Raw genomic sequence first — 16,289 nt, 5'->3', positions numbered from 1 at the left:
GGATGCGCACTGCCAGAATCGGGCGCCCCTCTCGAGGGAACCTGGAGCCGTACTGCCGGAGACCGGCTCTTCGACCGGCCCTCCAGCGCTTCACCGGCGGCGGGAGGCAACGTGGGGCAGAGCATGGTCAGCGAAATCGCGGAGGCAGGATCAATGGCTGAGATCACGTACAGGAGCACGGACGGAACCGCGACGGTCGTCGACGTCCCGACCGGTAATTCGGTGATGCGGGGCGCCGTGGTCAACGGAATCCGCGGAATCGTCGCGGAGTGCGGTGGCGGCGCCATGTGCTCCACCTGCCACGTCTACATCGACGAGAGCAGCGGCGCGCCGTTGCCGAAGATGTCGGAGATCGAGGACGAACTCCTGTACTCGACGGCATGCCCGCGCCGCGGGAACAGCCGGCTGAGCTGCCAGCTGCCGGTGACCGACGAGCTCGACGGCCTGGTGGTGGACCTGCCCGAACGCCAGCAGTAGTCGCTCTGAGCGGCGCATGTCCCCGGATCGCCGATCCGGGGACATGCGCCGCTCGGGGGGTCACCACCGGACCGGCAACGACCAGACCCCGTAGACGACCGAGCCTTCCTTGGTGCGGATGTCCTCGAACGGCACGGCCAGCTCGAGGCCGGGGAACCGATCGATGATCTTCGTCAGGGCGATCTCCAGCTCGACCCGGGCCAGGTCGGCGCCGATGCAGTAGTGCGCCCCGTGGCCGAAGCCCAGGTGCTTGCGGGTGCCGCGGCTCAGGATCAGCTCGTCGGGGCGGTCGAAGACACCGCCGTCCCGGTTGGCGGTCATCATCAGGCACAGGATGCCGTCGCCCTTGGGGATCGTCGTCCCGTCGATCTCGATGTCCTCGAGCGCGACCCGCCCCACGGCCAGGTCGCCGATGGTGATGTAGCGGACCAGCTCCTCGATGGCGGGCCCGATCAGCTGCGGGTCGCGGCGCAGCTCGGCCAGCTGGTCCGGGTTCTGCAGCAGGGCCATCGTGCACAACGAGATCATGTTGGCGGTGGTCTCGTGCCCGCCGTTCATCAGCAGCCGGCACAGGTTCACCAGGTCGCGCTTGCTGTACTCCTCGCCCGACTCCCGGTACGCGACGATCGCCCGGCTGAGCAGGTCGTCGCCCGGCTCGGCCTCCTTGAGGTCCACCAGCTTGTCGAGGTACCTGCCGACCTCGACCATCGCGGCCTGCCGCTGCTCCTGGGTGGCGTGGCCGCCCAGCAGGTTGGTGCCGTGCTCGGCGAAGAACGCGTGGTCCTCGTACGGGACGCCGAGCAGCTCGCAGATCATCGACATGGGCACCGGCAGCGAGACGAACTCGTGCAGGTCGGCCGGGGAGCCGGCCGCCTCCATGGCGTCCAGCCGCTCGTCCACGTTCGCCGCGATCTTCTCGCGCAGCCGCTGGACCCGGCGGTTGGTGAAGGTCACCGCGGCCTTGCGGCGGGTGGTGGTGTGCCGGGGGGCGTCGTACCCGATGAACGAGGTCTCGGTGCGGAACTCCGGCGGCGCGTGGAAGTAGAACGGGAAGTTCTCGTGCTCGCGCGAGGAGCTGACGTGCGGGTGCATCAGGAGTTCGAGGTTGTTCTGATAACCGGTAACCGCCCAGGCCTCTTTGCCGGTGACCAGCTTCACCTTGAAGACCGAGGACTTCTCCATGGCCGGCCCGTACTCGGCGGGCAGCGAGAACGGGCACGCGCGGGGATAGGGGAAGACCGGCTGCTCGGTCTCCGGCTTCTCGTCAATGCTTGCGGTCATGGTCATCTCTCCCTAGAGGTCTACCGTGCACGTAAGTCAAGGCGGCTATGAAAGGGCTTGATCCTCGGTCGAGCCCGCTCTACCGGATCGAGTTCAGGCAGGCGAGCAGCGTGCGGGCCTGCACGTTGACGTACTGGCCGTGGCGCAGCAGCCCGGACAGCTGGGCGACCGTCACCCAGGCGTAGCCGGGCGGCGGCGGGGCCGCACAGGTCGCGTCGGAGGCCTCGACGATCATGTAGCGGCTCTCGGCTTCCAGGAACCGGCCGCCCTCCTCGGCATGGATCGCCGAGTAGCGGATCGACGGCGAACCGGGGGCGGGCACCTGGTCGAGGAACGGCGCCGCCGTGAGGTCCGCCGACACGAGCTGGACCGTCGGGGCCAGCTCGACCGCGTCCAGGAACCCCGGCTCGGCGCGCGCGTGGACGAGCACGTGCAGCACTCCGCCGAACTCCTTGACCAGGAACACCACCAGTCCACGGCCGCACGGCCGGACCAGCGGCTGGCTCCAGGCCGCGACCTCCCGGCTGGTGGCGCCGACGGCCACCGCGACCACCCGGCAGAGGCCGCCGTCGTCCCGCATGATCTCCTCGCGGGTGCGGTGCCAGCCCTCCAGCCGGCCCAGCGGTACCCGGACGACGTCGAGGTCGTGCGCCGACCGGCGGCCGGTGAACCAGCTGAGCAGCTCCACGGTCGGCAGGAGCGAGCCGGCCTCCGGGTCGCGGGAGGCCGCGAGGGAGCGGCGGAAGTCGTCCTTGGCGGCCCCCGGCGGGGGCGAGGCCTGCGGCAGGCACGCCAGCACCGTGCGGGCGTTCATGTTGACGGTGTTGTCCCGGGCCATGAGCTCGTTGATCTGGCCGAGGGACATCCAGCGGAAGTCGTCCTCGACCGGGACGTCGTCCTCGGCGTCGACCTCGACGATGATGTTGCGGTTGCGCTTGCGGTAGAACCAGTCGCCGTGCTCGGAGTGGAGCACGTCGGAGAGCACCTGGCCGCGGCCCGGGACGGCGAAGTAGTCGACGTAGGTGACCTTGCCGCCCTTGTGCACTCCGCTGTAGTTGCTCCAGGTCGCCTGGACGGTCGGGGAGAGCATGAGCGGCACCGGATTGCCCGGCTCGAACTTGGCCTGCATCAGGAAGTGCAGGACGCCGTCGAACTCCTTGGCCAGGATGCCGAGGATGCCGAGTTCGGGCTGGTGGAGTACGGGCTGATTCCAGGCCGGGGCGCCGGGGCGCTCGGCCCGCAGGCCCTGAACGGAGAAGAACCGCCCGGTGTCGTGGACCAGATTCCCGGTGGAGGGGCAGAAACGCCAGCCGTGCATCTCCCGGAACGGGATCCGGCGGACGGAGAAGGAGTGGGCGGCGCTGCGCTCCTCCATCCAGGCGTCGATGAGGTGCACGTCCTCGGCGAGGTCCGCTGACGACGCGAGGCGGGCGGGCAGATCCAGGTCTTCCGAGGGCCTTGGTTTCAGCATGCGCCGACGATGCAGAAGGGCGCTCGAATCCCGCTCGTGACCATCTGAAACCGGTGGAGGACCGGGTGGGAGGGCAGGATCGGCCTGCCCTCCCACCCGCCGAGCCCGCGTGTCAGACGGAGACGAGCTCCCGCCGGAACGCCTCGTCGGTGGCGACCGACAGCACATGCCGCCCGTAGGCGGAGTTCGCCATGCGCCGGCCCAGCCGCAGGCACTCATCGGGAGTGATGAAGCCCATCCGAAGAGCGATCTCCTCGAGGCAGGCGATCCGGACCTTCTGCAGCTCCTCCATCGTGCGGACGTACTGCCCCGCCTTGAGCAGCGACTCCGGCGTGCCGGTGTCGAGCCAGGCGACGCCCTCGCCCAGGTCGACCAGCCGCGCGGCGCCGCGTTCCAGGTACCACCGGTTGACGTCGGTGATCTCCAGCTCCCCGCGGACCGACGGCCGGAGGTTCTTCGCCACCTCCACGACCCGGTTGTCGTAGAGGTAGAGCCCGGTGATGGCCCGGTCGGAGCGGGGCCGGACGGGCTTCTCCTCCAGGGAGACCAGCCGGCCTTCGAGGTCGGTCTCGCCGACGCCGAACCGCTCCGGGTTCGGCACCCGGTACCCGAACAGGACGCAGCCGTCCACGTCGCGGGTGCTGAGCGCCAGGGTCTCGTCGAGGGCCTGGCCGTGGAAGACGTTGTCGCCCAGCACCAGCGCCACCTTGTCGGACCCGATGAAGTCCTCGCCGATGACGAACGCCTCGGCCAGGCCGTTGGGGGCGGCCTGCTCGGCGAAGCTCAGCCGCAGCCCGAGCTCGGCACCGTCGCCGAGCAGCCGCTCGAACTGCGGCCGGTCGTGCGGGGTGGTGATGATGAGGATGTCCCGGATCCCCGCCTGCATCAGCGTCGCCAACGGGTAGTAGATCATCGGCTTGTCGGAGACGGGCAGCAGGTGCTTGGACACCGCGAGGGTGATCGGGTGCAGCCGGGTACCGCTGCCGCCGGCAAGGACGATGCCCCTCATCGGTTACTCGCCCGCGCCGGCCGGCTCGTCCCGGTGGACCACGCGCAGCCTCGTCCTGATCTCCCCGTTCCCGAGGCGGACCAGGTCGTCCTCGACGGTGAAGGTCGGCTCGAAGTCGACCTTGCCCTCGGCGTCGGTCCTGGTGACGAGCGAGTAGTACACGACGTGCCAGCCGTTCTCGGCGGGCTCGATCAGGAGGTGGTCGAACCAGTGCCTGACCGCGACATCGCGGTAGCGGGGCAGGGCGGCCTCCATCGACCTCATCATCGCCGCGCGCCCCTCGACACGTTCCCCGCGGTGCGCGTGGTCGACGGCGCCGTCCTCGGTGAAGGTGTCGGCGTACGCCTCGAGGTTCAACGCGTCGAGCACGTGCATTTGGCGCGCATAGAAATCCAGGATGTCGACGTAGTCGTCGGCACTGACCTTCCGGCGGGCGAGCGCTTCCATCTTGCGGTCCTCTCGTCGCTCTTGAATGGCGACAGCCTTTCTCCCGCGGCTCTAGCGGCGCTGGATTCTCGGTTGCGATCGTGGCCCCGTCCACAGAGTGAGGAAGAGAAATGCCTCTATCACAGCCCGGCCTCGTGGAGGTCGCGCAGTCGGTCTACGCCTACGTCCAGCCGGATGGCGGATGGTGTCTGAACAACGCGGGTCTCGTCGTCGATCCCGACTGCGTGCTCCTGGTGGACACCACGGCGACGGAGCGCCGCACGAAGGAACTCATCACCGCGATCGAAACAAAGGCTCCGCACGGACCCGACTATCTGGTCAACACGCATTTCCACGGCGACCACACCTTCGGGAACTCCTACTTCCGGCCGCGGGCGACGATCATCGCCCACGCCGACTGCGCCCGCGACCAGATCCTCGCCGGCCCGGGACTGCGCGGGCTGTGGCCCGATGTGGACTGGGGCGGGACGCCCGTCGACGCGGCCGACATCACCTACACCGGGAACGCCGCCGTGCACGTCGGCGACCGCCGCGTCAGCCTGCTGCACTCCGGCCCCGCGCACACCTCGGGTGACACGATCGTGTGGCTGCCGGACGACGGAGTGCTGTTCGCCGGCGACGTCGTCTGGGCCGGCACGACGCCGTTCTGCCTGATGGGGTCGGTCACGGGCTCCCTCGCCGTCATCGAGGAGCTGCGCGGACTCGGCCCGCGGACCGTCGTCCCGGGGCACGGACCGGTCGGCGGGCCCGAACTGCTCGACCAGACCGAGCGCTACCTGTCCTGGCTCATGGACGTGGCGATCGAGGGCGTCGCACGCGGACGCACGGTACTGGAGGCCGCGGCGGCCGCTGACCTCGGCGAATTCGGCGCGCTCCTGGATTCCGAACGCATAGTGGGCAACCTTCACCGCGCCTACGCCGAACTCGATGGAATGCCGCAAGGAGCGCAGATCGATGTGGGTATCGCGTTCGCCGAGATGGTCGAGTTCCATGGTTCGCTACCATCTTGCCACGCTTGATCACAACTGTCCTGGACAATGTTAAGATCAAGTCGTGTGATATGGGAAATCCACACCTGTGTAGTGTGTGTGGCACTACCGCCCCGACCGCCCCCCGATTGATCCTTGGTTCAGCCATCCGCCACCACGCTTTCTTGGAGGAAGTCATGAACGAACTGCTCAAGGAAATCGAGTCGGTCGTCGGTGCGGTCGGAAGCGCGACTGTGATTTCCATTCGGCCCATCACGGGCGCCGCTGATCCTTCTGAAATGATCCTGCCGTCCTACAAGGCCGCCAGGGCCGTCGCCGCGCACTAGCCGGCGCCACGGAAACGAAGGTTCGGTGCTGGTATGCCAAGCAGGGCGCGAATCGGGTTCAAGCGTCATCTGAGTGCGGAGATCGCGGACGGCGAGGCCGCTTATCTTCTTTCGGAGGACACGGTGACCGCGCTGGCGGGGCCGTGCGCCGCGACCCTGGCCAAGCTGCTCGACGGGACGCGGGACCTGCAGGGCATCCTCCGCGAGGCTTCGGGGGAGCTCACCGTCGAGCAGGCGGCCAACGGGGTGCGCCAGCTGGCCGAAGCCGGATTTCTCACCCACTACAGCGACCTCGACGCGACGGTCGCGCCGGGGGTCCTCGCCTACTGGGACGCCGCGGGGCTGGACGGTTCCGATGCGGTCCGGCACCTGGCCGCCTCCCGGGTCGCCCTGGTCTCGCTCAGCCCGGGAGCCGGTGACGTGGCCGAGGCGCTGCGCCGAACCGGCGTGGGGAAGGTGGACTCGGCCGACATCGGCGCCGACCTGGCCGTGGTCCTCTGCGACGACTATCTGGATCCGGGGTTGGAGGCGATCGCCGCGGCCTGCGGTGAGAAAGGCACACCCTGGCTGCTCGCCAAGCCGACGGGCACGGAGTTGTGGCTGGGCCCGGTCTTCACCCGAGGCGACGGGGCCTGCTGGCACTGCCTCGCCGAGCGCGTCGGACTGCACCGCAGGGCGCGGGCCGCCCTGCGGTGCAGTCCGCAGAACGTCGGCATCCCGCCCGCCACCGCGGCCACGGCGCAGCTGATCGCCCTGGAGGCCGCCAAGTGGCTGGCGGGGGTCCGCTACCACGGTCAGAAGAGCATCTGGATCCAGGACAGCCTCAGCCTGGCCAGCCGTCATCACCCGGTGACCGTGCGGCCGCAGTGCGGTTCATGCGGTGATCCGGGCCTGATGGAGGCCCAGGCGAAGCGTCCGGTGACTCTCGTCTCCCGGCCCAAGGCGGCCTGGGGGGCCGGCGGCCACCGGTCGGCCACCGCCGAGGACACCCTTCGCCGGTTCGGCGACCTCATCAGCCCGGTCACCGGAATCGTCGAGCGGATCGTCCCCGACAGCCGGGGTCCGCGGTTCTTCAACTGCTACCGCTCGGGCCCCAACCTCGCTCTGCGCGCCCGGTCCCTGCAAGGCCTGCAATCGGTGCTCCGGGCGACCAGCGGAGGCAAGGGCGTCTCCGCGCTGGACGCCGAGGTCGGTGCGCTGGGCGAGGCGGCCGAGCGGTTCTCCGCGGCGTTCCACGCCGACGAGTACCGGATCAGCGCCGGCTACCGCGAAGTCGAGGACAGGGCGATCCATCCCGACGCCTGCCAGCTGTACGACGCCCGCCAGTACCGGGACCGCGACGAATGGAACAGGGCCCACGGCTGGATGCTCTCGATACCCGAGCCGCTGGACGAGAGGGCCGTCATCGACTGGACCCCGCTCTGGTCCTTGACGCGGGAGGAGCACAGGCTCCTGCCGACGTCATTGCTGTACTTCGGGGCGCCGGGGCCGTGCCTGGCGGACTCGAGCGGAAACGCCGTGGGCGCGGCGCTGGAGGACGCGGTGCTCCAGGGCCTGCTCGAGGTGATCGAACGCGACGCCGTTTCCCTCTGGTGGGACAACCGCCTTCGCATGCCCGGATTCGATCTCGACGACCTGGGCGATCCCTGGATCGACGAACACAGGCAGGTCCACGCGGATCTGGGACGCGACGTCTGGGTCCTCGACATCACCGCCGATCTTCCCGTGCCGACGATGGCGGCGTTCTCGCGAAGCGTCCGGGGGCCGGAGCGCATCATGTTCGGGTTCGGCGCGCACCTGGATCCGGCGGTGGCCGTGCGGCGCGCGCTGACGGAGGTGAACCAGGCCATGCCCTGGGTGGTGGACGATCCGGAGGAGAGCGGAGACCCCGACTTCGACCGGTGGCTCGGCGAGGGCGCGTCGGCGTCCTGCCCCTACCTGCTCCCGGACCAGGCCGTGCCCGCCCGCCGTCGCGTCGACCACGCGTTCCAGGAACGGTTCGATCTGGCAGCCGATGTCCGGCACCTCCAGTCCTTGCTGGAATCGGCCGGCATGGAGGTCCTCGTCCTCGACCAGACCCGTCCGGACGTCGGGCTCAGCGCCGTGAAGGTCGTCGTTCCGGGGATGCGGCCGATCTGGGCCCGGTACGCCCCGGGCAGGCTTTATGACGTCCCCGTGAAGCTGGGGCTCCGTACGGAGCCGACCCCCTACGAAGAACTCAATCCCGTTCCCCTGTGGGTCTGAGGAGAAGAATGCTGACCGGCCGCCCGCTCTGGTCGCTGACCGCGGATGTCGAGCTCAAGGACGACGGCGGCCTCGTCGCGTGCACCCGCTGGGGCGACATCCGGATCGACGACGACCGGGAGGTGATCAGGAACTCCCTGCGCCGGATGACGCTGGGACCGGTCAGGCTCGAGAACGTGCCCGGACTCGAGGACGCCTACCTGGGCTGGAGAACGGGCGACCGGCGGCCCGACTGCGCGTGGAGCGCCGTGCGGAGGGTTCTGGACAAGCTGACCGGATGTGTGGTCGCTTCGCTCGAACTCCCCGACGTCGAGGGCGCGGTGCTGGCGGTCGTGCCGATCTCGAGCCGGGCCGTCTTCCGCATCAGGCCCGATCCCCCGGTCGGCAGCGTCGCCCTCGTCTCCGGCTGCGAGCTGGAGGATTACGGCGACCAGTGCATGATGAGCGCGGAGTCGGCCCACCATCGGGTGGACCTTCTCGCACCGGTGGCCGAGCTGGGCCGGCGGCTGATGCGCGGGGGCGGCACGGCCCGGGACCTCGCCGACGCGCTGCCGCTCGACGAGCGCGCCGTCGCGGACGTGGCGTCCTACCTCGTCGGAGCGGGTCTGGCCACGGTCGGCCGGCTGCCTGACCCGGTCAGCCGGTGATCGGGAAGGGGACCGTACGCACCGGACCTCCGGCCGGGAGCTCGACACCGGCCGCAGGTCCGGTTTCACGCCTGCCGTCCCCGTTGGCTCCCCGCCTGGTCGTGCTGGCCATCTTCACGGTCATCGGTGTCAACGGCGCGCTGACGTTGACTCACGTGGCCACCGACAGGGACAGCCTCGGGCGGATGGCGGTGGCGGTCCTGGCCAGCTGCGTCCTGCTGGCCGCCCAACTCGGTCATTTCGGCCGGATCGACGCGCGGCCCGCCGGCGTCACCGCGCACATGATGCTCTGGGGCCAGGCGCTCCTGGCCTACCTTCCCTTCCTGTACGTGGGTTATCCGTGGCTCGGGATGCAGGCCTTCACGGCGGGCAACGCGCTGCTGGTCCTGCGGGGGCCGTGGAGATGGCTCGCCTTCTCGGCGGTGGTCGCCAGCGTCGGCGCCATGGGCGCCCACTACGGTGAGCCGCCGATCGGCTACCTCTACCTGGCCGTCCTGACGATGCAGTACGGGCTGGTCTTCTACGGGCTGGTGCGGCTGCGGTCGGAGATCCAGATGCTGCGCAGGATGCGTACCGACCTCGCCCGGCTTTCGGTGGCGGAGGAGCGGCTGAGGTTCGGCCGCGACCTGCACGACCTGCTCGCCTCCGGCCTGTCCGCGCTGACGCTGACGTGCGAGGTGGCTCTGCGGCTGGTCGGCGCGGACCCCGGCCGGGCACGGGCCGAGATCTTCCAGGCTCTCGAGATCAGCCGCCGATCGCTCTCGGACGTGCGTTCGGTGGTGCTGGGAGACACCCGGCTCCTGCTCCGGGAAGAGATCGAGGCGGCACGGTCGCTGCTGGCCGCGGCCGGAGTGCGGTTCACCGTGGCGAGAGGGGAGGGGCCGCTTCCCGAGCCGGTCGAGGCGGTGTTCGCCACGGTGCTGCGGGAGGGCGTGACCAACGTGCTGCGTCACGCGTCCGCGACCGGCTGCGACGTGGTGCTCGAACGGTCCGGCGCCACCGCCACGATCAAGATCGCGAACGACGGGGCGAGGACCCGGACGCACGTCCCGCTCGAGAGCGGTGGGAGCGGCCTGGCGAATCTGAGCCGCAGGGTGCGAGACCTCGGCGGAACGCTGACCGCGGAAAGCGGGGACGACGGCGCCTACCTGCTGGCGGCGTCCGTACCGGTGAAGGCGGAGAGGGGCCGTCGCGTCAGGCCGCCGAGGGAGCGCAGGCCGCATTCGGCCGTTCCGGTACGGCATCCGCGACCGCTGGTCGCGAGCATCCTCGCCTGCGAGTTCGTCCGCAGCGCCATGTGGGTGTTCGGGACGGTCGACGGGACCGTGGCGACGGTACTCGGCCTGGCCTGCGTCCTCGTCGGTGCGGCGCTCGTGATGTGGCACCTGCTCGCCTCGCCTCCCGGGGTCGGCACGGCCCGCACCCGGTGGGTGCTCGCGGCGTTCGTCGGTGTCGCGACGGCCCAGGTCGCCCTGCTGCAGAACGTCGACTTCGGGCTGCTGGGAATCCTGGCCGGATGCGTCCTCCTCGCCTTCCGTCCACCCGTGGCCATCCCCTGCGTCCTTGCCGTCGTCCTGTGCAGCAGCGCGCTTCGTGCGGCGTTCGGGGGCACCGCCGTCCAGGTCATCTGGAGCGTCTTCTCCCCGCTCGCCACGGGTGTGGTGGTGTTCGCCCTGGCCAGCCTCATCGGACTGGCCGACCGGGCGCATGCGGCGCGGCGGGAGCTGGCGGACCTGGCGGTCACCGAGCAGCGGCTGCGGTTCGAGCGGGACCTGCAGGATCTGGTGGGCTGCAGGCTCTCAACGATCATCATGCGGGCCACGGAGGCGGACTGGAAGATCGAAGAGGACCCCGAAGAGGCACGAGAGGAGCTGAAGCGCCTGCTGTCGGTGGCCCGGCAGGCGCTGAACGACGTCCGCGAGGTCGCGGCCGGGTACCGGGAGGTCGATCTCGAGACCGAGTCCTCCAAGGCGCGCCGCATCCTCATGACGACGGGGATCCACGCGAATCTCGTCCTCGGCCCGGGTGAGCTGTCCCCGCCGGTGCACACCGTGCTCGCCGCGGCTCTCCGCGAGGGCGTGACGAACGTGCTGCGCCACGCCATGGCGACCCGGTGCGACATCACGGTCCGGACGAACTCCGGCCAGGTCACCTTGGAGATCGTTCACGACGGCGCCGCCGATGACGTCACCGAATGGAAGGGCGCGCAGAAGCTCCGTGAACGCCTCGCCGAAATGGACGGGGACCTCACGGTCGAACGGGGAGCCGAGGGACGCCTCACGGTGCGGGCGACCATGCCGGTGGCGGTCGCGGACCGGGCCGGCGCGGGGAAGGCCGAGACCGGCCGGAACAGGACGGACGTCAGAGCCAGTCGGCGGCCTCGGCGATGCGGATGGCGTCGACGCGGTTGCGGGCGTTGAGCTTGGTCACCGCGGAGGCGAGGTAGTTGCGGACCGTGCCGATGCTGAGGAAGAGCTCGGCGGCGATCTCTTCCAGGCTGGCGCCCTTCGCGACATTGCCCAGCACGTCCAGCTCCCGCTCGGTGAGGGGGCAGCCGTTGTCCTCCCAGGCGGACATGGCCAGCTGGCTGTCGATGTAGCGGCGGCCGGCGGCCACCTCGCGGATCGCGTTGACCAGTTCCCCGGGCGGGGCGTCCTTCATGATGAAGCCCCCGACCTTCGCCGCGAGCGCCTTGCGCACCGTGCCGGGACGCCCGAGGCTGGTGAGGAGGAGCGTGCGCGTCGCGGGCAGTTCCTCGTGCAGCTTGCGCGAGGCGGTGATGCCGTCGATGCCCGGCAGGTCGATGTCGATGACCGCGACGTCCGGACGGAAGGTCCTGACGGTCTCCAGGATCTCGTCGCCCGAGGAGACGTCGGCGACGACTTCGATGTCCTTCTCCAGCTCGAGCAGAGCGACGATGGCGGCACGCACGATGTGCATGTCCTCCGCGAGCACTACCTTGATCATGGAACCCCCTGGCCGGACTCGCCGTCAGTCCTGCCCGAGCCTCTCACGCCGCCTTTCTGCGATCAATAAAGATCCTCTCCGCCGGACCAGTCGCCCGGCGGCGTGTACGCGGCGTGCGTGCACCACGTCGGCCGGGCCGGAGCGCCGCCTTCCGGCCGCCCCGGCCGCCGGGCGAGCAGAGCCAGCACGGCGGTGAGCGCCGCCGTCTCGTACTCGTCCGGACGTCCGGAGACGACGCTGAACCAGGTCTCCTCGGCCATGTCTACACCGGGGGGTTTCCGTGCTTGCGCAGGACGGCCGGAACGTGTTTGTGCTCGAGCATCTCCAGTGCCCTGATCAGGGTGGTGCGGGTGGCCGCCGGGTCGATCACGTCGTCCACGAGGCCACGTTCGGCCGCGTAGTAGGGGTGCATGAGCTCCTCCCTGTACTCCTCCAGCCGGTCCGCCCTGGTCTGCTCGGGGTCGTCCGAGCCGGCGATGTCGCGGCGGAAGATGATGTTGGCGGCGCCCTCCGCGCCCATCACCGCGATCTCGTTGGTCGGCCAGGCCAGGGAGAGGTCCGCCCCGATGGAGCGCGAGTCCAGCACGATGTACGCGCCGCCGTAGGCCTTGCGCAGGATCAGCTGGATCCGCGGGACGGTCGCCGCGCAGTAGGCGTACAGGAGCTTCGCCCCGTGCCGGATGATGCCCTCGTGTTCCTGCTCGCGGCCGGGAAGGAAGCCGGGCACGTCCACCAGGGTGATCAGCGGAATGCTGAACGCATCGCACATCTGGACGAACCGGGCGCCCTTGACGGACGCGTCGATGTCCAGGGTGCCCGCTGCCGCGATCGGCTGGTTGGCCAGGACGCCGACCAGCCTGCCGTCCATCCGGGCCAGGGCGCAGATGAGGTTCTGCGCCCAGTGCTCCTGCAGCTCGACGTACTCGCCGTCATCGACGATCTCGGTGATGACGGCGTGCATGTCATAGGCCTCCGCGGAGCCGAGCGGGACGATGTCCAGGAGCGCGGCCGTCCTGCGCTCGGCCGGGTCGCCGGACCGGACGACCGCCGGCGTCGTCCGGTTGTTGGGCGGCAGCATGGACAGCAGGTAGCGGACGTCGTCGATGCACGACGCCTCGTCGTCGTAGACGAAGGTCGCCACCCCCGACTTAGCGCCGTGCACGTCCGCGCCGCCGAGCCCGTCCATGGAGATCTTCTCGCCGGTGACCGCCTCGACGACGTCCGGGCCCGTGATGAACATCTGCGAGGTCTCGCGGACCATGAACACGAAGTCGGTCAGCGCGGGCGAGTAGGCGGCGCCGCCGGCGCACGGTCCGAGGATCACGCTGAGCTGGGGGATGACCCCGGACGCGGCCGCGTTGCGGCGGAAGATCCCGCCGTAGCCGGCCAGGGCCGTGACCCCCTCCTGGATCCGCGCGCCGGCGCCGTCGCACAGGCTGACCAGCGGGGCGCCGGCCGCGATCGCCAGGTCCATCAGTTTGTGGATCTTCGCTGCGTGCGCCTCGCCGAGTGCTCCGCCGAAGATCCGGAAGTCGTGCGCGTAGGCGAAGACCCGCTGCCCGAAGACCGAGCCCCACCCGACGACGACGCCGTCGGTGTGGGGCCGGTTGTCCGCCATGCCGAAAGAGGCCGACCGGTGCCGGCGAAAGGCCTCGATCTCGATGAAGGTGCCCTCGTCGAACAACAGCTCGAGCCGCTGCCGGACGGTGAGCTTGCCCTTGGCCAGCTGCTTCTTCGTGGCCTCGACGCTCGGTCCCTGGACGATCGCCGCCTTCAGCCGGTTCAGGTGCTCCGTCCTGGCGCGCAGGTCGTCCTTCTGGACGGGGACGTGCTCGTCCGTCCAGGTCATCAGGCCTTCCATCTCGGCCGTCACGGGCGGTACTCCCTGATGATCATGGCGGAGTTGAAGCCGCCCTGGCCGCGGGCGAGCACGAGCGCCGACCGGAGCGGGCCGTAGCGTGCCTGGTCGAGGACCAGGTCGAGCTCGTAGTCCGGCACCGCCTCGCGGACGTTGATCGTCGGCGGGATCGCGCTCCAGTACAGGGAGAGCATCGCCGAGGCGACGTCGAGCGGGGCGCCGCCGGCGAACAGCCGGCCGGTCATCGTCTTGGGCGCGGTGACCGGAACGCCGCGCGGGCCGAACACCGCCCCGATCGCCTCGGCCTCCCGGCGGTCCTTCTCCGGGTCTCCGGCGGCGTCGGCGAAGACCACGTCGATGTCGGAGGGGTCCATGCCGGCGTCGCCCAGGACGTTCTCGATGGCCCGCTGCAGGCCCGGCGGGCGTCCCGGCCTGCGCGGGTCGAAGGTCGAGGCGTATCCGGCGACCTCGCCGTAGATCTTGGTGCCGAGGCGCGCCTCGGCGGACTGCGCGGACTCCAGCACCATGATCGCGCCGCCTTCGCCGGGCACGTAGCCGTTGGCGCGCTCGTCGAACGGCAGGTACGCGCGGGTCGGGTCGGCGCTTCGGCTCATGTCGCCGGTGGCCTGGTGGGCCACCCACGCCCAGGGGCACAGCGCGCTGTCGATCCCGCCGGTCAGGGTGAGCTTGACCCCGTCCTGCAGCAGCCGGCGGGCGTGGCCGATGGCGTCCAGGCCGCCGGCCTGCTCGCTGATCACCACCGAGCCGGAGCCGCGCATCCCGTGCCGGATCGAGATCTGGCCGGTGTTGACGGCGTAGAACCAGGCGAACGACTGGTAGGCGCTGACATGGTCGGGGCCCTGGTCGTGCAGTTTGGCCAGTTCCCGCTGGCCGAACTCGTAGCCGCCGCCCGCCGCCGCGGTGACGACGCCCATCTCGTTCTCGGGGATGTCGCCCTGCTTGATCCCCGCCGCGCGCAGCGCCCAGTCGGTCGCCGCCAGCGACATCCGGGTCATGTGGTCGGTCTGCGGCAGGAGGCGGTTCTGCAGGTGGCGTCCGGCTTCGAAGTCCGGGACCTCGCCGCCGAGCCTGGTCCGGTAGCGGGAGGCGTCGAACCTGGTGACCTCCTTGATGCCCGACTGCCCGCGCATCAGGGCGCGCCAGTACGAGGTGGGGCCCAGGCCGTTCGGCGCCGCCAGCCCGAGTCCGGTCACTACTGCTCGTGTCGTCATGTGCCGTTACCTCACCGCTCGCAGGATCATCGCGCTCTGGAAACCGCCGAAGCCGCTGCCGACCGTCAGGACGGAGCTCATCTGCTTCTCGCGCGCGACAAGGGGGACATAGTCGAGGTCGCAGAGGGGGTCCGGCTCGTGCAGGTTGGCCGTGGGCGGGACGATGCCCTCGTTCATCGCCAGCAGGGAGCCGGCGATCTCCAGCGAGCCGATCGCGCCCAGCGAGTGCCCGATCATCGACTTGAAGCCGCTGACCGGCGTGCTGTAGGCGTGCTCGCCGAGGCTGCGCTTGAAGGCGCCGGTCTCATGGAGGTCGTTCTGCTTGGTGCCCGACCCGTGCGCGTTGATGTAGTGGATGTCGGGCGCTATCACGCGGGCCTTGTCCATCGCGACGTCGATCGCCTCGGACATCTCCTTGCCCTCGGGCTGGAGACCGGTCATGTGGTAGGCGTTGCAGCGGGTCGCGTAACCGGAGATCTCGCCGTAGATCCTGGCGCCGCGGGCCCTGGCGTGCTGCAGCTCCTCGACGATCAGGATCGCCGAGCCCTCGCCGAGGACCAGGCCGTCCCGGGTCCGGTCGAACGGGCGGCAGGCGGTGTCCGGCTCGTCGTTCCGGGCCGAGCTGGCCCGCAGCACGTCGAAGCAGACGACGGTGATGGGGGACAGCGGTGCCTCGGTGGCGCCGCTCACCACGATGTCCGCACTGCCCTCCTCGATCAGGCGGGCCGCGTAACCCACCGAGTCGATGCCCGAGGTGCAGCCGGTGGAGACCACCGTGGTCGGCCCCTCGGCGCCGACCGTCCAGGCCAGCTCGCACGCCAGTGAACTGGGGTTCACGTAGTCGTACAGGTGCGGGGTGGTGTAGCTCTGGTCGATCTCCCAGAGCTTCCCGCCGTCGCTGCCGATGGAGAACTCCTCCTCGAGGCTGGTCGTGCAGCCGATGGCGCAACCGAGCGCCACCCCGACGCGCGTCGGGTCGACCCTGTCGAAGTCGATGCCCGACCCCTCCACCGCCTCCCTGCCCGCGACGACGGCGAACTGCGCCGCGCGGTCCAGCCGCCGGACGTCCTGCCGGGACAATCCCTCCTCGATCGGGTCGAAGTCGACCTCGGCCGCGATCCGCGACCGGAACGGGGTCGCGTCGAAATGGGTGATGCTCCTCGTCGCGGTTCTCCCCTCGGAGAGCAGGGTCCAGTAGTCCTTGATCCCGATGGCACCTGGCGAGAGAACGCCGATCCCGGTGATGACTGCTCGACGAGACATCGCTGTCCCTCCCAATCCATGAGTCCTCAGCTATGGCGAATGTGGACGATGTCGCTTGAAGTGGACTTGATTTGCCGT

At 70.0% G+C, this 16,289-nt stretch carries 15 protein-coding genes; 6 read left to right on the top strand and 9 right to left on the bottom strand.

What is annotated here, in order from left to right:
* Window positions 1-153 precede the first annotated feature (153 nt).
* Entirely contained in the window at window positions 154-477 is a 324-nt protein-coding gene (locus tag C2865_RS02035; RefSeq protein WP_106396545.1) for a 2Fe-2S iron-sulfur cluster-binding protein, read from the top strand.
* 60 nt (window positions 478-537) lie between these two features.
* Here C2865_RS02035 and C2865_RS02030 read toward each other — a convergent pair whose 3' ends face one another.
* From C2865_RS02030 to C2865_RS02015, 4 genes are all read right to left on the bottom strand, one after another.
* On the bottom strand, window positions 538-1,758 hold the full coding sequence (locus tag C2865_RS02030) for a cytochrome P450 (RefSeq protein WP_232835293.1): 1,221 nt from the start codon (window positions 1,756-1,758) through the stop codon (window positions 538-540).
* A 79-nt stretch (window positions 1,759-1,837) separates the two neighbouring features.
* A complete protein-coding gene (locus C2865_RS02025) occupies window positions 1,838-3,229 on the bottom strand; it encodes an NDP-hexose 2,3-dehydratase family protein (RefSeq protein WP_106396543.1) in 1,392 nt (463 codons plus the stop codon).
* A 112-nt stretch (window positions 3,230-3,341) separates the two neighbouring features.
* Window positions 3,342-4,238 (bottom strand): glucose-1-phosphate thymidylyltransferase RfbA, encoded by an 897-nt coding sequence (gene rfbA, locus C2865_RS02020; protein ID WP_106396542.1) that lies wholly within the window; start codon window positions 4,236-4,238, stop codon window positions 3,342-3,344.
* 3 nt (window positions 4,239-4,241) lie between these two features.
* Entirely contained in the window at window positions 4,242-4,685 is a 444-nt protein-coding gene (locus C2865_RS02015) for a nuclear transport factor 2 family protein (protein ID WP_106396541.1), read from the bottom strand.
* A 110-nt stretch (window positions 4,686-4,795) separates the two neighbouring features.
* Between C2865_RS02015 and C2865_RS02010 the strand changes: the two genes are divergently transcribed.
* The 5 genes from C2865_RS02010 to C2865_RS01995 all read left to right on the top strand — a co-directional run bounded on the left by C2865_RS02010 (window position 4,796) and on the right by C2865_RS01995 (window position 11,311).
* Window positions 4,796-5,704 (top strand): MBL fold metallo-hydrolase, encoded by a 909-nt coding sequence (locus tag C2865_RS02010; protein ID WP_106396540.1) that lies wholly within the window; start codon window positions 4,796-4,798, stop codon window positions 5,702-5,704.
* 146 nt (window positions 5,705-5,850) lie between these two features.
* Window positions 5,851-6,000 (top strand): hypothetical protein, encoded by a 150-nt coding sequence (locus C2865_RS39180; RefSeq protein ID WP_157963520.1) that lies wholly within the window; start codon window positions 5,851-5,853, stop codon window positions 5,998-6,000.
* Between the two features lie 33 nt (window positions 6,001-6,033).
* Entirely contained in the window at window positions 6,034-8,244 is a 2,211-nt protein-coding gene (locus C2865_RS02005) for a TOMM precursor leader peptide-binding protein (protein ID WP_106396539.1), read from the top strand.
* A gap of 8 nt (window positions 8,245-8,252) precedes the next feature.
* Entirely contained in the window at window positions 8,253-8,891 is a 639-nt protein-coding gene (locus C2865_RS02000) for a hypothetical protein (protein ID WP_106396538.1), read from the top strand.
* 83 nt (window positions 8,892-8,974) lie between these two features.
* Window positions 8,975-11,311 (top strand): sensor histidine kinase, encoded by a 2,337-nt coding sequence (locus C2865_RS01995; protein ID WP_106396537.1) that lies wholly within the window; start codon window positions 8,975-8,977, stop codon window positions 11,309-11,311.
* Here the strand turns inward: C2865_RS01995 and C2865_RS01990 are convergent.
* The 5 genes from C2865_RS01990 to C2865_RS01970 form a co-directional block, all read right to left on the bottom strand.
* Entirely contained in the window at window positions 11,253-11,858 is a 606-nt protein-coding gene (locus C2865_RS01990; RefSeq protein WP_106396536.1) for a response regulator transcription factor, read from the bottom strand. The two genes, C2865_RS01995 and C2865_RS01990, sit on opposite strands and share 59 nt — an antisense overlap.
* Window positions 11,859-11,920: 62 nt before the next feature.
* Window positions 11,921-12,118 (bottom strand): acyl-CoA carboxylase epsilon subunit, encoded by a 198-nt coding sequence (locus C2865_RS01985; RefSeq protein ID WP_106396535.1) that lies wholly within the window; start codon window positions 12,116-12,118, stop codon window positions 11,921-11,923.
* 2 nt (window positions 12,119-12,120) lie between these two features.
* Window positions 12,121-13,707, bottom strand: coding sequence for an acyl-CoA carboxylase subunit beta (locus tag C2865_RS01980; protein ID WP_106397432.1), 1,587 nt, complete (start codon window positions 13,705-13,707; stop codon window positions 12,121-12,123).
* A 20-nt stretch (window positions 13,708-13,727) separates the two neighbouring features.
* Window positions 13,728-14,948 (bottom strand): ketosynthase chain-length factor, encoded by a 1,221-nt coding sequence (locus C2865_RS01975; RefSeq protein ID WP_106396534.1) that lies wholly within the window; start codon window positions 14,946-14,948, stop codon window positions 13,728-13,730.
* Window positions 14,949-14,954: 6 nt separating this feature from the next.
* Window positions 14,955-16,211 carry a beta-ketoacyl-[acyl-carrier-protein] synthase family protein gene (locus tag C2865_RS01970; RefSeq protein WP_106396533.1) on the bottom strand — a complete coding sequence of 419 codons (1,257 nt, stop codon included), beginning with the start codon at window positions 16,209-16,211 and terminating at the stop codon, window positions 14,955-14,957.
* Window positions 16,212-16,289: the final 78 nt, after the last annotated feature.

The organism is Actinocorallia populi (assembly GCF_002995495.1).
Lineage (GTDB): Bacteria > Actinomycetota > Actinomycetes > Streptosporangiales > Streptosporangiaceae > Actinocorallia > Actinocorallia populi.
Note: the sequence above shows the minus strand (reverse complement) of the source record. Positions and strands in the feature narration are given on the sequence as shown.

What these genes read in the sequence shown, in the direction of transcription:
- C2865_RS02035 (WP_106396545.1), top strand. Translation starts at nt 154, where the DNA reads ATGGCTGAGATCACGTACAGGAGCACGGACGGAACCGCGACGGTCGTC.
- C2865_RS02030 (WP_232835293.1), bottom strand. Translation starts at nt 1,758, where the DNA reads ATGACCGCAAGCATTGACGAGAAGCCGGAGACCGAGCAGCCGGTCTTC.
- C2865_RS02025 (WP_106396543.1), bottom strand. Translation starts at nt 3,229, where the DNA reads ATGCTGAAACCAAGGCCCTCGGAAGACCTGGATCTGCCCGCCCGCCTC.
- rfbA (WP_106396542.1), bottom strand. Translation starts at nt 4,238, where the DNA reads ATGAGGGGCATCGTCCTTGCCGGCGGCAGCGGTACCCGGCTGCACCCG.
- C2865_RS02015 (WP_106396541.1), bottom strand. Translation starts at nt 4,685, where the DNA reads ATGGAAGCGCTCGCCCGCCGGAAGGTCAGTGCCGACGACTACGTCGAC.
- C2865_RS02010 (WP_106396540.1), top strand. Translation starts at nt 4,796, where the DNA reads ATGCCTCTATCACAGCCCGGCCTCGTGGAGGTCGCGCAGTCGGTCTAC.
- C2865_RS39180 (WP_157963520.1), top strand. Translation starts at nt 5,851, where the DNA reads ATGAACGAACTGCTCAAGGAAATCGAGTCGGTCGTCGGTGCGGTCGGA.
- C2865_RS02005 (WP_106396539.1), top strand. Translation starts at nt 6,034, where the DNA reads ATGCCAAGCAGGGCGCGAATCGGGTTCAAGCGTCATCTGAGTGCGGAG.
- C2865_RS02000 (WP_106396538.1), top strand. Translation starts at nt 8,253, where the DNA reads ATGCTGACCGGCCGCCCGCTCTGGTCGCTGACCGCGGATGTCGAGCTC.
- C2865_RS01990 (WP_106396536.1), bottom strand. Translation starts at nt 11,858, where the DNA reads ATGATCAAGGTAGTGCTCGCGGAGGACATGCACATCGTGCGTGCCGCC.
- C2865_RS01985 (WP_106396535.1), bottom strand. Translation starts at nt 12,118, where the DNA reads ATGGCCGAGGAGACCTGGTTCAGCGTCGTCTCCGGACGTCCGGACGAG.
- C2865_RS01980 (WP_106397432.1), bottom strand. Translation starts at nt 13,707, where the DNA reads ATGACCTGGACGGACGAGCACGTCCCCGTCCAGAAGGACGACCTGCGC.
- C2865_RS01975 (WP_106396534.1), bottom strand. Translation starts at nt 14,948, where the DNA reads ATGACGACACGAGCAGTAGTGACCGGACTCGGGCTGGCGGCGCCGAAC.
- C2865_RS01970 (WP_106396533.1), bottom strand. Translation starts at nt 16,211, where the DNA reads ATGTCTCGTCGAGCAGTCATCACCGGGATCGGCGTTCTCTCGCCAGGT.